We start from the raw sequence: 14289 nt of genomic DNA on the forward strand, positions 1-14289 counted from the left end.
AACCTGGTCAACTAAACTGAGCTAACATATATACACGCTTCAAACTTAATGGAAGCACTTGATCCTTCATCATGAAACTATAATCCGGATTTATTTTCATATGCTTCGGAAATTCATCAAGCCATACCGGCCCTTCGGTTTCATAGTAGGTGGGTTGTTCTATTACTTGTTCGATTGTAGCAAAGTAAACATTTTTTATAATGGTTCCGCCTTTTCCAGCTACATGGTATTGACCGATATAGACCAGATCTTTGACGATACCTCCGGTTTCCTCGTGGACTTCCCGGACAGCCGCCTGTTCGGCTGTTTCACCTGGTTCCACTTTGCCCCCGGGAAATTCGATTCCCCGCTCTTTATGCCTTGTCAACAACCAACGGTTTTCTGACCGGCAAATCACCCAAACATGCTTTGGAGTTTTTGAAAAAGGATGATCATCGAAAGAAAGCTTTACTTCGTTATTGTAGTAATCTGTGAATGTGTTCATTATTGGTTCAACTGCCTTTTAGAACTTGAATATCAAGAATGTTTCGTATCGGTGATTTTCCAGCTGTCGTCATAAGTTAATTCAAGCTCTAGCGTATAGCTCCCGTGCAAATCAGTCTGGTTGTCCTGAATGACTTTCACTGTTCCATCTCCTGATTCTATCATCTCATATTCGGACTCACTTTGAAACCATGGCGGCGTTTCAGCCGGCAAAAGATATAACCCGTCCCCTTTTTCTTCATAATAATAATCGATATATTTTTTTGCTGCACTTGGCGTGGCTACCTTGGTAAATGCGTCCGTTATTTCATCGATCGAGTGATAATTCGTCACCCGGTAATTGTCATCTGTTTCCTGCACAAGCAAATCAATAAACGTCTCCGTAACGGAAACCAACTCCTCATGCGTCGGGGTACTTTCTTTTGTTGGTTCATCTTCGCCGGGGCTTTCATGTGCCGGACTTGTCTTTGCCTGGCTTGCGTGCTCTATGTTATTCGATGGGAGGATATCTGCTTTATCACCCTGCCCGGACAAAATCAGTAGTGGTATAATCAAAATAAGTACAAATGTCGCCAGGATCGTTGCTGCTGTTTTTCTCATGTAGCCTCCCCCTTTAGATTCATCATGCTCGATAGTTTTTTATACCTTTATTCCCATTTTTTTAAACCATTATTAAAATTGAATTACCGTGAAACCTTTTCTTTCTTCTTAACGTATGGTTAATGAAACGATTTAATTACCTGTTGCTCCTGTTTTATGGGTGCAATGGGACAATATTTTAAGGCTCTTATCCAGAGATCGTTGGTGGACCAAGAGAGAAACTGTGCAGTAACCGCTGTCGTCCTGATGATAGTTTGGCGCACAACTTCAGCCGCAGCGGACGAGGTCTGGGGTCTACTTGAACACGTCCTTTGCCCCATTTGGTCGAAGAAACCCGCGAAGTTTAACTCCTGGAGATGCAGACCCCAAGGGCCTGACCGTCCCCCGGAAAGGGAGTGTTTTCCGCAGCAATGAACAATGCAGAGACCCAATGAGCTTCTTTTAAGAGGGGATTTTTCCCTTTTGACGATACACCAACAATCGATGCGAAAAAGCCAAAAAAAGGAGAGATATTTTTGAAAAAATTCATTTTACCAGTGTGCAGTTTGGCTTTCCTGATACTTTTCACGGTTGCCTGCAGCGCGGAGGAAAAGGCCGAACTCGAAGATATTTATCAGGAGACGCTCGCGGCTTCCGAGGAATTGAAAAATTTTGAGATGGAAGCAGATGTGGATCAGGAAATCGCTGGCGGTGGAATGGAAATGCCGTCAATTTCGACCACCATTAACGCTGAAATCCAGCTAGAACCTCTTGCCTTTCACCAAACAATGGATGTAATGGGCCAGGAAGTGGAAATGTACTATACAGAAGAAGGGATGTTTTTCAAAGACCCGCAACAAGGACAATGGATGAAAGGTCCGAAAGAATTGGCTGATCAACTGAATACAGCAGCGGTCCAGCAGCAACAGAATCCTTCTGATCAATTAAAACAACTTGAAGCCTATGCAGATGACTTCAACATGGAGGAAAAAGATAACCGTTACATCTTATCATTGAGCGCATCCGGAGAAGGTTTCGATCAGCTGCTGAAAGAGCAGATGAACAACCTGCCGGAAGGAGAGGTCACAGAGGAACTACTCGACACCCTGAAAATCAACAAACTTGATTACACCATTGCCGTGAACAAAGATACGTATTACCCAGAATCGATGACGGTGGACATGGACATCGATATAGAAGAAAACGGAGAAACAACCAACATCGCTCAAAAAATGGAATCCACCTACCGTAACTTCAATGAATTGGATAGCATCGAAGTTCCTCAGGAAGTAACCGATACCGCGATCGAAATGGAAAATCCCATATAAGCTCAATGGACCTTGCCCGCACTGGGCAAGGTCTTACTTTAAAGATAAGAAAGTCAACGTTTGAATTGCCGCAATTCTTCCAGGAGGAACATTTGACTGCAGTAAATCTCCGGGTGCCTGCTCAGATACTTTTCGGTCCAGAAGACTATTCAGGAAGAATGTGCATGCTATCGATGTGACTTTTTGTTTTTTCATCGCCTAACTCGTAAAGCTTTTGAAAAGCCGATACAATTCCTGTGTCATAACGATCATTGGCAGAATCCTTATGATAAGGTATTGGTAAATGGGTGCGAAAAAAGGCAGTAATATCGGAATTGTACATTTCGTTGAAAATTTCTCTTAACTGGAAAACCTCTTCATCGCTTGCGAGAATCGTGAAATCATTGTTATTCCCCGACTCCACCTGTGAAATTTCCAAAGTACCTATGTTGACAAAGTATCTTTTCTTTTCCATCTTTCACCCTCCTACCCTTTAATTTTCGCTATTTGCAGGAATTTATGAACAACTTTTTTATGTTTCTGCATATGGTAAGTTACAAACAAGCTTAGAAAGGAAAGGGTAACATGAAATTCGCAGACAACCTTTTTGAATTATATTTGCGACACTTTGAAGAAAAGGAATTTTTAGAAGTATTTATTCACTCTGTTTTAGAACAAATGGATCATGAGGATTTACTGGAAGTTTTTGAAGGTTGTCCCAAAGATGAACTGGATGAAATATTAGGCGGCTATCTAAACAATAAGCTGGAAACAAAGATTGTTTCAGCCCCTGATGAGACAAATTTGTCATAAAAAAACCCACTGACAAGATCAGTGAGTCAATCATCTTATGCAAGTGATTCTGCTTTACGGGCCTGGCGTGCTTCTTCCACAGCACTTTTTATCAAACAGCGGCCTCTACCATGCGGAATACACATAGGCGTTCCGAACATCGGATCATATGTCACATCACACTTCATATTGAACACATCATGCACCATGTTGCAGCTGATGATTTCTTCAGGTCTTCCCTGTGCATATACCTGTTTATCTTTGATGGCGACAATATGATGTGCGTAACGGCAAGCCAAGTTCAAATCATGCAATACCATTACGACGGTGCGTCCATCCCGCTCATTCAATTCAAATAATAAATCGAGAATTTCGATTTGATGGGTCATATCCAAATAAGTAGTCGGTTCATCCAATAATATGGTATCTGTTTTTTGTGCAAGCGTCATCGCAATCCATGCTCTTTGCCTTTGACCGCCGGATAAAGAATCGACAGGCCGATCCTGAAGTTCTTTCATGTTGGTCGCCTGCAACGCTTCCTCAACAGCCTGGTCGTCATCCTTTGACCATTTTTTAAACATGCCTTTGTATGGATGTCTCCCCTGCTTTACCAGGTCCAGGACCGATAATCCCTCCGGACTTACAGGGCTTTGCGGCAAAATCGCCAGCTTTTGGGCGACTTCCTTTGTCGGCATCTTGGCAATTTCCTCGCCATGGAGAATCACACCGCCTTGTTTCGGCTTCAACAACCTTGCCATCGAGCGCAACAGTGTCGATTTTCCGCAGCCATTTCCACCAATGAAGACTGTAATTTCCCCTTTAGGAATAGTTATATTTAAATCATCAATGATTATGTCCTCTCCGTATCCGAGGGTCAAATCCTTTGCTGTCAATGTTTCCATTTCGCGATCTCTCCCTTACGAGCGATGGCTTAAAAGCTATTTCAACGAAAATGCCGTTCCCTAATCGTTTTTACTCTATTACCAGTTTATTTGCTTTAGAGCTCGGCGTCAATGATTTTGATAATTGTTCTCATTTATTTTTTGTGCCCGGTTTTCGTAAAGGGACATAAACGGAGTTTTTTAATTCCTTTACTCCGATCAAATGTTTGGATTCTCTTCATATAAAAGGTTACGCACATCCCTGACCTCACCAAAGACCAAACCGCTATGCGGCTCGGCCCAGGTAATGTCCTTTTCTGCCCTTCCTCCAACGAAATGTCGACGATGCACTTAACCGATGATGACCCGTTCTTTTGGATAATGATAAATATCTTTTGTCACACGACCTCTCAGCAAGAACAGGAAGGAGAATATCCCGATCCTCCCGATAAACATAAGGAAAATGATGATGATCTTCCCCGCCGTCGATAAATCGGGAGTTATCCCCATCGACAACCCGGTTGTTCCAAACGCTGAACACACTTCGAACGCAATGGATATTAGCGGGAATGGCTCCAAATATGTCAATGCAATAATGGATCCTAAACAAAGCATCGCCGCTGTCGTAATGACAATGAAAGACCGCATTACATCTTCCTGATCAAGTTCTCTTCCGAACACTTTTATGCTGGTGTTACCTTTTCCATAGTTGTAAATTGCCAATAACATAATCGCAAACGATGTTGTTCTAATCCCTCCCCCGACACTGCTTGGAGAAGCGCCAATGAACATGAGGATGCAAATCACTACCAGTGTCGGCAAGGTGAAATCATTAACATCCATTGTCGCCAGACCACCGCTTCTGGTCGTCACAGATTGAAACAAACTGTAAAATATCTTTTCATGCCATATCTTATCAGCTAAAAAATGATTGCTTTCTAAAACGTAAATCAACAACCATCCAGCTACAATCAATGCAAAAAACGTTAAAGAAGTAACCTTGGAAAATAATGAAAAGGTATATTTTTGGTTAATATCCGATTGATGACCTCTTCTCATCAATTCCTGCACTTCAATTAATACAGGAAAACCGATTGCCCCCAAAATCAGCAAGATAATATTGACAAACTGAACAAAATAGTCATCCGCAAAGGGAATCAGGGATGCTCCGGTTATGTCGAATCCTGCATTGGTCGTGGCACTCACCGAGGCAAAAAAACCTTGCAGTAATGCTTCCTGCCATGTATCAAAATAGGATAGAAAATAAGTGCTTAATATAATGGTACCAATGACTTCAATCGTCACAATGATCTTCAGAATCTTGAGCATTAATTTCACCAGTCCGGATAAAGTGGTCCGGTTTTGATCAATCTGGATCAGCTGTCTGCCCCGAAGACCGATTTTTTTCCCCAGCAAAATCCAGATGAACGTCCCCAGGGTCATAATCCCGATACCGCCGAACTGAAGTACCACCGTCAATGCTATTTTTCCTGCAGCATTAAATGTATCTGCTGTGGAAACAACTGTAAGGCCAGTCACACTGACGGCACTTACTGCTGTAAACACCAAATCAATGAAAGATATGCTGAAACCACCCTGATGAAAAAGCGGGATGCCCAACAAAAGAGTCGATATAAGGACGGTCATCAAATAAAACAAAACAATCAAACGGATTGTCGATAGGTGACTTGCTTTAAATAATCGCGAAAAAATGTTCATCTTGATTCTCCTTGCCTTTCAATTGCAGCAATGTAAGTTTACCAAAAAATACAGTTTGTTTATATAGTTTTTTTCCGGTTATCTGCCCCTGCTTCTTTTAGCGTGTCATCGAGGGGGATGGACAGAGATTTACAGGCCTTCGTCTTTCATCTTTTCCGCATTGTCCGCACTTCGGCTGCCTTCTATACAAAAACAAGCAGGCCCGGGCCTGTCTGGAATAAATTAACGCTGTTTAAATCCTTGTAGCTGGGTTATATTATAATCAAAACGAACATACGTTCTTCGATAGGAGGGATTACATGCTGCCGACAAACCTGAAGCTTCCTAGAAATAATGTTCTTTGTATCGATATGCGTTCTTTTTATGCCAGCGTAGAATGCATGAAAAACAATTTGGACCCCATGCAGGATATGCTCGCAGTCGTAGGCGATAAAAAGCGGTCAGGGAGTATCATTCTGGCAGCATCCCCTCGATTGAAGAAAAAACACGGAATAAAAAATGTGAGCCGCTTTTTCGAACTTCCGGATGATCCGGACATCCATATCGTAGAAGCGAAAATGGGCGATTATTTACAAGTGTCCATGGAAATAACCAAGCTCGTCAACCAATACGTCCCGAAAGAAGCAATCCATCAGTACTCCGTGGATGAACTGTGGGTGACGGTGAACGGTCTGGAGAAGCTATACGGGGACTCCTGGCAAGTCGCCCGGATGATCAAAGCAGAATTGCTGGAAACAATGGGGTTGACCTGTTCGATCGGGATTGGGGATAACAAATTTTTGGCGAAAGTTGTCATGGACTTGTACGCCAAAGAGACAGGGATTGCCGAGTGCCGGTACGAAGATGTAGAAAAAATGCTTTGGCCGGTACCGATTGAACAGATTTGGGGAATCGGGAAACGGATGATGCGTAATTTAAATCGAATGGGAATTGTCACATTGGGTCAGCTGGCGGACTTTCCCGTGGAGCGGCTTAAGAAGCGATTTGGCATTATGGGAGAACAACTGTATTGGCACGCGTGGGGCATCGATTCAAGCCCAGTCATCGGCGATTTTCAAAAACAGGAGCAAAAAGGATTCGGACATGGAATTACATTGCTGCGGGATTATCGTGGTGATGAAGTTTTCGCCTGTATTCTTGATTTGTGCGAAGAAGTGTGCCGAAGAGCAAGGACCGCCGGCCGGGCTGGCAGAACGGTCCATCTCGGTATCGGTTATTCCCGGGAAAACGGCGGGGGATTCAGCAGGTCCCGTTCAGTGGCACTTCCGACAAACATCACCATGGAAATATACAAAGTGTGCATGCAGTTGTTCCGTGAATTTTATGACGGTGTCAGCAAAATCCGCCGCGTGTTCGTCACCTTGGACAACTTAGCAAATGATGAGGAAACCCAGCTGGATTTGTTCATGGACAAAACCAAACAAAAAGATCTTGGTTATGTCATGGATCAAATCCGGCAAAAGCACGGGGCCGCTTCCCTGCTTCGGGCCACCAGCTTTACGGATCTGGGTGTCACCCTTGACCGCACCCATAAAATCGGCGGCCACAAAGCCTGAGGAAAACCGGCAGCATCATTGGAAGATGGGGTTGGCTTCCCATTCTTCCCGAAGCAGACCCATCCGGATCGAATCATAAAACTTCCCATTATAATAACGGCACTTCCTCAGCCTTGCCTCCATGGTCATGCCTAGCTTCTCCCCGACTTTTATCATTCGCTGGTTTCCGGACCAAGTAGTATAACCCACCCGGACCAGCGGCATGGTCTGAAACAAATGATTGATCCACAGACGCAGGGCTTCTGTTCCATATCCTCCACTCCAATACTGGGGCTGATAGATGACAATTCCCATTTCCAACCATAGCGAAGGCTTATGCTCCCAATAATAGCTGACCATACCGATCACCTTGTCATCCACTGTAACAACCCAGCGTTCATCCTGGTGGATCAACTGATCTTTTTTATCAAGATATTCATCCAGGGAGATTTGACGATGGGCAAAGTATGGTGCATCCCACTTTTTCCACTCAGGTGACTTTTCACTGTAAGCCAATTTCCACAGTGTTTCCAAATCTCTTTCCTCGATCTGACGAATCAAAATATTTTCCTGGCCCATTTCCCAGCTCCTCTCTTAGGATTCTCCATCCCCCGCCAGGTCAACAAGCTTGTGCCTGACGAGCTTATTTGATGCATTGCGTGGCAATTCAGCAATAAAATAAACATGTTTCGGCACTTTGAATTTAGCCAGACGCTCCCTGCAGTACCGGAAAACTTGCTCTTTGGTTAAATCGGCATCGGATGGGACGATGAAGGCAACGGGCACCTGCCCCCATTGATCGTCCTCCCTGCCGATGACGCCTGCCTCTTTTACTCCATCCAGCCCGGCAAGAACACTCTCGATTTCAGCTGGGTAAATGTTTTCACCGCCGGAAATGATCAAATCCTTCCGTCTGTCCATTACATAAAGAAAACCGTCTTCATCCAATTTTCCCAGGTCCCCGGTGGCCAGCCAGCCATCCTGAAATGCTTTGCTGGTGGCTGAGTCATTTTGATAATAACCTTTTGTCACCATCGGGCCTTTGACTACTATTTCTCCGACCGTTCCATCAGGAGCGGGCTTTCCATCCAGCATGATTTTCAATTGTGCAGGAACCAGGGGTTTTCCTGCCGACCCCAGCTTGGATAAGGCATAGTCTGGGCTAAGCGTGACAATTTGCGAAGAAGTTTCCGTCATGCCGTACGTTTGAAAAACTGGTATTTCTTGTCTTTTCGCCCTCTTCAACAACGGCTCCGGAGCCGGTCCGCCGCCTAAAAGCATACACCGGAAGGAATCGGGATAACGCCCTCCATCCAATTTGTCGATCAGCCGTTCAAGCATCACTGTTACCACGGAAACAATGGTGACATTTCCTGAAATGATCGCCTGATGGGCCAGGTCGATATCAAATTTTTTCATTAAATAAATCGGCATGCCATAGACGACACTTTTCACTAACAGCGATAGACCCCCAACGTGAAACAGTGGAAGGGAAGCCAGCCATTTATCATTTCTGCTCAACCCTAGATTGAGAGCGGAAGATACCGCACTCCACCAATGATTACCATAGGTATGTTCCACCCCTTTTGGAAAACCGGTAGTTCCAGATGTATAAATGATCGTAAACAGCTCATCCAGTCCCAACTCTTCCCGCAAATCGACAGTTGCTTCTGTTTGTTCATCAATCTCCTGAAAACTGCTGAAATTTGGACAATCGGTTTGGTAGACAGTAGAAAGGGCCAGCTCGGTGTGGTCCTCGTCATATAGCAGAAACGAAACTTCTGCATCATTTAATTGATAAGCGAGTTCTCTAGCAGAAAGACGGACATTCAGTAAAACGGCGACAGCCCCCAGATATGACAAAGCATGAATGGCGGCCGCCATATCTGAAGAGTTCGCAGCCAATAAAGCAACGTGGTTTCCTTTCCGCACACCAGAGGCAGCTATTTTCCTTGCCAGGGACCTGCTTTTATCCCGCAGCTGCAAAAACGTCAGCTCCTCTCCATCCGATGTTTCAATTGCTGTTTTATCTGGTGATAAATCTGCTTGTTTATTGAGCCAATGAGGAATAGTTTCTGTCATGATGTTCGAATCCTTTCTTTAAAAACCTGATAACTAGTATGTCACAATTTTATCGAACAACGGAAAAAAATAAAAGCTTGGCCATCCAAAAGCGGATGGCCTTCTATCCAAATTAAGTAACAATTTCATCACGTCATCTTTAACACCTTATGTTAAAATAAAAAAATACTAAATCGGTGGAGAGTGAATGAAGCGGTACACCAACTATTTGCTCTCCACTTTCTCATGCTGTTCGATATAGCAATCACATAAATAAAGGTGGGTTTATCAATGAACAAAAAAGATGTCGCTGCTATCCGCAAGCAATTTAAAGTAGACAATGATTTACTAAAAATATCTGACATATTCAATGTTTATATTATGAAGGAATCAAGTGAAATTTATCATCATCAAAGCCAGCCTTTTGAAATGCTGGAACAAGATCAGCAGGAATTATTCATGAACAATTTTAAAAAACTGCTTACTGGACAATTGGATGAAAAACTATTCGAACTGAAATTCGAAAGGGACATAGAAAACAGCAGTCAGCTTGTTTTACATCAAGGGTTGCTGAGCAGCGATGTAGAAGACTGGAAACAGCGGATGCTGCATATCGTTGAGAAAATGCTGCAAAACAAACAATACGAGATGGATATCGTAGTCACCTTTATCAAGGCAGAGTATCTGAAACCGATGAAACGCCAGAGTGAGGAGTCGGAGGAAAGTGAACGGGATACCGTTTTTTCCAATCCGTTTATTCTTTGCAGCATCAACAAAACACAAGATCCAAAGAAGGAGCTGCTTTTTGATTATGTCGAGAAGGAATTCAAATACAATGTCGTCGATCCGATCATCAACTTGAACGCCCCGATGGCAGGGTTCTTGTTCCCTTGTATCACGGATAATGCCGCAGACGTCAACCATATCCTCTATTCAGCCGGCAAAGTGAATGAGCCAGACCCAAGCTTCGTAGAAGAAGTGTTGAATGCACAAGAAACAATCACCGCCAAAGAGGATAAGACCGTTTTCGAGGAAATTGTAAAGGATGTAACGGGAGATCAATTGAATACATCCACACTCGCCAATGTTTATGAGGAAATCAACCGCGTAATGGAAGACAATGAAGAAGAAGAAACACCAAAGTTAGACTATCGGGATGTTGAACGGGTATTAAAAATGAGCGGAGTCGAGGACGTAAATACAGAAAAGGTCGAAGCTGCGTTTCAACATGTTATTGATGACGAAAAATACGAGCTGAAAGCGAGCAGTATCCTGCCAAAGTATAAATCAAAATCGATAAAAATCAATACGAAAGTGGCGAACATTTCGATCAGCCCGGAGGATTTGCGATACGTCAGACAAGTAAACTTCAATGGCAAACGCTGTATTATGATCGAAGTGGAAGAAGATACGGTGATAGAAGGATTTAAAATGATACCGGAAGCTTTTTAACATATTGTATGGCTTGTCACGTTAATGGTCGAAGGATAGAAACCACGACTAAGTTTGAATGCATCTTTCTAACTTCCTACAGTTTATTGAGTGTAAATTCTTCGCTGCGGAAATACCCTGCGCTTTCCGCGGGCGGCTGGTGAGCTTCCTCGAGCTGACGCTCTGCGGGATCTCACCGAAGCCTTTCCTCCCGCAGGACAAGGAAGGCTGCGGCAGCGATGCCTCGCACGAAGAAAATTGTTTTGTATTTTCGAGGAGTCTTCGGGTATTTCCTTCGCTGGGAACAGATTCCTGTTTCTAAACGAGTGTACGAGACATTTTTAATCTTGAATTCCTTGAGCCTGCATGTAGCTAGAACAACAAGCAAAAAGTCCGAGAGAAGGAAAAAAGACGGAAGCCAAACTGTTTTTATAAAAAGAAGTGCATATCATCATAAGCACTTTATTAAGAGGTTTAACGCTTTCGCTAATCAGCATGCTTCCTAGCGCAGGGAGCATACGCAGACTCCTGCGGGAACAGCGCGAGCTGAAGATCCACTTGGTAAAGCGGTTTTCTTTACCAAGTTAGCTGAAGCCGTGCCCGCGGAAAGCGAAGTATGCTACCGAAGCGGGGGTTAACACGCTTTTACATAGGCTATGGTACTCCCAATTACAATTACTGCGTAGTTTATCATTTGCGCAAAAGTAAAATAGAGAGAAAAGGGCTGCGTTTGCAGCCCTTTTCTCGTGATTATAGAATTGAATCAGGTTGACAGCTGCGCTCTATAAGGCGCGGATTGCTTCGTTAATCGGCGTAGTTCCACCCACTACTTGAAATTCTTTGCCGATTGTCGAATCGTTCTCCAGACTGGCAGCGATGACGCTTGCAATGTCTTGCCGGGGAACTTCTCCTCTTTCCACTTCAGTTGCTGCCTTTACCTTCCCTGTTCCTTCCTCATTTGTCAATGCACCAGGATGAATGATTGTATAATCCAAGTCCGTCCGCTTTAGCCACTCATCTGCGTAATGTTTTGCAGCAACATAAGGCGCAAACGAGGAAGGAGCAGCCTGTATTGCTTCCCTTCTAGTATCAAACGAGCTAATCATTATAAAGCGTTTCACGCCAGCCGCTTTGGCAGCTTCAATTGTTTTGACAGCTCCGTCCAAGTCAACCATGATCGTTTTGTCTTTTCCCGTATGTGGGCCGGAACCTGCGGTGAAAACAACGGCGTCTGTTCCCTCGGCAGCTTTTGCGATAGTATCGATGTCCTGTTCCAAATCCACTACTGCTGTTTCAGCGTTCAGTTCTTCAAAAACCGCAGCCTGTTCCTGTTTCCGGATCATTGCCTTCGCTTCCAGATTGTCCTTATTCTGCATAATCGTGACAAGATGCTTGCCTATCTGTCCGTTTGCTCCAACAACTAAAACTTTCATTGCTTTCATCCTCTCTAAATAATGAGTAGACCCTTATCTTTATCCTAAAGTGAAAAGAAGGGAAATGTCCAGAATCAACTAAATGCAAATGAAACTCACTCCCGATCAGTTTATCTGCTTTTCTGCTTCGATTTGCACTTCATAAATATCCGACAAGATTAAACCAACGGCTTTTGCCGCATAGCGGATTAACGTAAGGCCCGAGCTCAGCCGAACAGCATTCTGTACCAAGGGTGATCAAAAGCAAAAACCGAACGATTTCAATCATCGTCCGGTTTTTTGATGGTCGCTATGCTTTTGTCCCAGTTCTTGGTTCTTATCAAGGAAAACGAGGGAATTGCTTGAAGTCCGGTTTACGCTTTTCTTTGAAAGCGTCTCTTCCTTCCTTCGCCTCATCTGTGGTGTAATACAGCAATGTCGCATCGCCGCCCATTTGCTGTAAGCCAGCCAAACCATCTGTATCAGCGTTGAAAGAAGCTTTCAAGAAACGGAGGGCAGTCGGTGATTTTTCCAGCATTTCCTGGCACCACTGAACAGTTTCCTCTTCGAGCTTATCCAACGGCACTACCGTATTCACCAAGCCCATATCCTCGGCTTCTTTTGCGCTGTATTGACGGCACAAGTACCAGATTTCCCTTGCCTTTTTATGACCGACAATTCTCGCCAGAAGACCGGCGCCATAACCAGCATCGAAACTCCCGACTTTAGGTCCTGTCTGCCCGAACACCGCATTATCGGCAGCAATCGTCAAGTCACATACAATATGTAGAACATGGCCGCCTCCGATTGCATAACCGGAAACCATTGCTACTACCGGTTTTGGAATAACGCGAATCAATCGCTGTAAATCCAGCACATTCAGGCGGGGGATTTGATCCTCGCCGACGTAACCGCCATGACCGCGGACCTTCTGATCTCCTCCTGCACAGAACGCTTCATCACCTGCACCTGCAAGGACAATAACACCGATATTGGAGTTGTCACGCGCCCGGGTAAACGCGTCTATCAATTCATTCGTTGTTTCTGGACGAAATGCATTGCGTACCTCTGGACGGTTAATCGTGATTTTTGCGATTCCATTATAAGATTCGTAAAGAATATCTTCGTATTCCCGTTCTGTAACCCATTCAATTGCCATAGGGATACCCTCCATTCAAGATTGTTTTGGCTTCTTGTTCCCGGGAAGCTAAGGGGGCTATTCGGGAAAGATCTCATAGAAAAATCATAAAAGCACTTCCCTGATTTCTATGCTCCATTAGCTTCCTCAGACATTTCCCAACAAGAATTCATGTACTATTGTATCAAATTTTTGTGGTTGCTCCACATGAATTGCATGCCCGGATAAAGGAATTATTTTCAACTCGCTGGACGGCATACTCTGATGCATCTCTTCTGCAATGCCGACGAACTTCTGATCCATTTCACCCGCCAGAAGTAAAACCGGCAAGCGAATGTCGCCCAGTTCTCCCCACCAGGATGGCTGCGCCCCCGTCCCCATCCCTATCAGCGAATTTGCAAGTCCCCGCTCTGTATGACTTAATCTTTCCTGGCGAATGCGATTTTGGATAGAATCTGGAAGTTTATTTTGTGAATCAAACAAGGGAAGGTTCTCCCAATAGTCCACAAACGAAGTCACACCTTGTTCCAGAATTCTTTCGGCCAGCGCCTCGTCTTTTGTCTTTCTCGCAAGCTGTTCGTCAGGCGAATCGAGACCAGGGGATGCACTTTCCAGCATCAATGACTGAACTCGTTCAGGTTTCATTACCGTAAAAGATAATGCCGCCCTCCCACCTAGTGAGTAACCAAGCAAATTAACCTTTGAAATAGAAAGCTGGTCCAGCAATTGTCCCAGATCATCACAGAAATCCTCCATCCGGATAGGGGCCTGGGTCTTCGTCTTTCCGTGACCAGGCAAATCGAGCAGCAAAACCCGAAACCGATCCTTCCACTTTTCGACATATTGCTGCCAGCTTTCACTGCTGCCGGTAAAACCGTGCAGCAGTAGCAAAGGAGGGCCGCTGCCAACCTCTTTCAACCAATATTGTTTCCTGTCGATTGTGTAATACAT

14 protein-coding genes are annotated in these 14289 nt (G+C 44.3%); 4 read left to right on the top strand and 10 right to left on the bottom strand.

Translation table 11 applies throughout. The features are described from left to right. Positions 1 to 7 precede the first annotated feature (7 nt). Positions 8 to 484 (bottom strand): RNA deprotection pyrophosphohydrolase, encoded by a 477-nt coding sequence (gene ytkD, locus F6X55_RS18455; RefSeq protein WP_026569629.1) that lies wholly within the window; start codon positions 482 to 484, stop codon positions 8 to 10. Positions 485 to 516: 32 nt separating this feature from the next. Continuing rightward, a complete protein-coding gene (locus F6X55_RS18460; protein WP_153465244.1) occupies positions 517 to 1083 on the bottom strand; it encodes a hypothetical protein in 567 nt (188 codons plus the stop codon). 515 nt (positions 1084 to 1598) lie between these two features. Here F6X55_RS18460 and F6X55_RS18465 point away from each other — a divergent pair. Beyond that, the gene (locus F6X55_RS18465; protein ID WP_153465245.1) at positions 1599 to 2390 is read left to right on the top strand and encodes a DUF6612 family protein; all 792 of its coding nucleotides are present in this window, start codon (positions 1599 to 1601) and stop codon (positions 2388 to 2390) included. A 145-nt stretch (positions 2391 to 2535) separates the two neighbouring features. Here F6X55_RS18465 and F6X55_RS18470 read toward each other — a convergent pair whose 3' ends face one another. Next, a complete protein-coding gene (locus tag F6X55_RS18470) occupies positions 2536 to 2844 on the bottom strand; it encodes a hypothetical protein (protein WP_026569627.1) in 309 nt (102 codons plus the stop codon). 110 nt (positions 2845 to 2954) lie between these two features. Between F6X55_RS18470 and F6X55_RS18475 the strand changes: the two genes are divergently transcribed. After that, positions 2955 to 3182 (top strand): DUF6154 family protein, encoded by a 228-nt coding sequence (locus tag F6X55_RS18475; protein ID WP_026569626.1) that lies wholly within the window; start codon positions 2955 to 2957, stop codon positions 3180 to 3182. A gap of 35 nt (positions 3183 to 3217) precedes the next feature. Here the strand turns inward: F6X55_RS18475 and F6X55_RS18480 are convergent, their stop codons facing one another. Next, positions 3218 to 4063: an ABC transporter ATP-binding protein gene (locus F6X55_RS18480; protein WP_026569625.1), complete on the bottom strand. Its 846-nt coding sequence runs from the start codon at positions 4061 to 4063 to the stop codon at positions 3218 to 3220. 330 nt (positions 4064 to 4393) lie between these two features. Beyond that, positions 4394 to 5761 carry a TrkH family potassium uptake protein gene (locus F6X55_RS18485; RefSeq protein WP_153465247.1) on the bottom strand — a complete coding sequence of 456 codons (1368 nt, stop codon included), beginning with the start codon at positions 5759 to 5761 and terminating at the stop codon, positions 4394 to 4396. 299 nt (positions 5762 to 6060) lie between these two features. Here F6X55_RS18485 and F6X55_RS18490 point away from each other — a divergent pair, with 299 nt between their 5' ends. Then, on the top strand, positions 6061 to 7317 hold the full coding sequence (locus F6X55_RS18490) for a DNA polymerase IV (protein WP_153465249.1): 1257 nt from the start codon (positions 6061 to 6063) through the stop codon (positions 7315 to 7317). Between the two features lie 15 nt (positions 7318 to 7332). On the opposite strand, the gene F6X55_RS18495 is transcribed toward F6X55_RS18490, so the two are convergent. Next, positions 7333 to 7875: a GNAT family N-acetyltransferase gene (locus F6X55_RS18495; protein WP_026569622.1), complete on the bottom strand. Its 543-nt coding sequence runs from the start codon at positions 7873 to 7875 to the stop codon at positions 7333 to 7335. A gap of 15 nt (positions 7876 to 7890) precedes the next feature. Beyond that, positions 7891 to 9378 (bottom strand): o-succinylbenzoate--CoA ligase, encoded by a 1488-nt coding sequence (locus F6X55_RS18500; protein WP_026772391.1) that lies wholly within the window; start codon positions 9376 to 9378, stop codon positions 7891 to 7893. 270 nt (positions 9379 to 9648) lie between these two features. Here F6X55_RS18500 and F6X55_RS18505 point away from each other — a divergent pair, with 270 nt between their 5' ends. Next, entirely contained in the window at positions 9649 to 10809 is a 1161-nt protein-coding gene (locus tag F6X55_RS18505; protein WP_153465251.1) for a DUF4317 domain-containing protein, read from the top strand. Positions 10810 to 11570: 761 nt separating this feature from the next. On the opposite strand, the gene F6X55_RS18510 is transcribed toward F6X55_RS18505, so the two are convergent. The 3 genes from F6X55_RS18510 to menH form a co-directional block, all read right to left on the bottom strand. Further along, on the bottom strand, positions 11571 to 12221 hold the full coding sequence (locus F6X55_RS18510) for an SDR family oxidoreductase (RefSeq protein WP_026772389.1): 651 nt from the start codon (positions 12219 to 12221) through the stop codon (positions 11571 to 11573). A gap of 319 nt (positions 12222 to 12540) precedes the next feature. After that, entirely contained in the window at positions 12541 to 13359 is an 819-nt protein-coding gene (gene menB / locus F6X55_RS18515) for a 1,4-dihydroxy-2-naphthoyl-CoA synthase (protein WP_026569618.1), read from the bottom strand. A gap of 126 nt (positions 13360 to 13485) precedes the next feature. Next, positions 13486 to 14289, bottom strand: a complete 804-nt coding sequence (gene menH, locus F6X55_RS18520) for a 2-succinyl-6-hydroxy-2,4-cyclohexadiene-1-carboxylate synthase (protein ID WP_153465253.1) — start codon at positions 14287 to 14289, stop codon at positions 13486 to 13488.

The sequence above is a fragment of the Sediminibacillus terrae genome, from assembly GCF_009602435.1.
In the GTDB taxonomy this organism is placed as follows: domain Bacteria; phylum Bacillota; class Bacilli; order Bacillales; family Amphibacillaceae; genus Sediminibacillus; species Sediminibacillus terrae.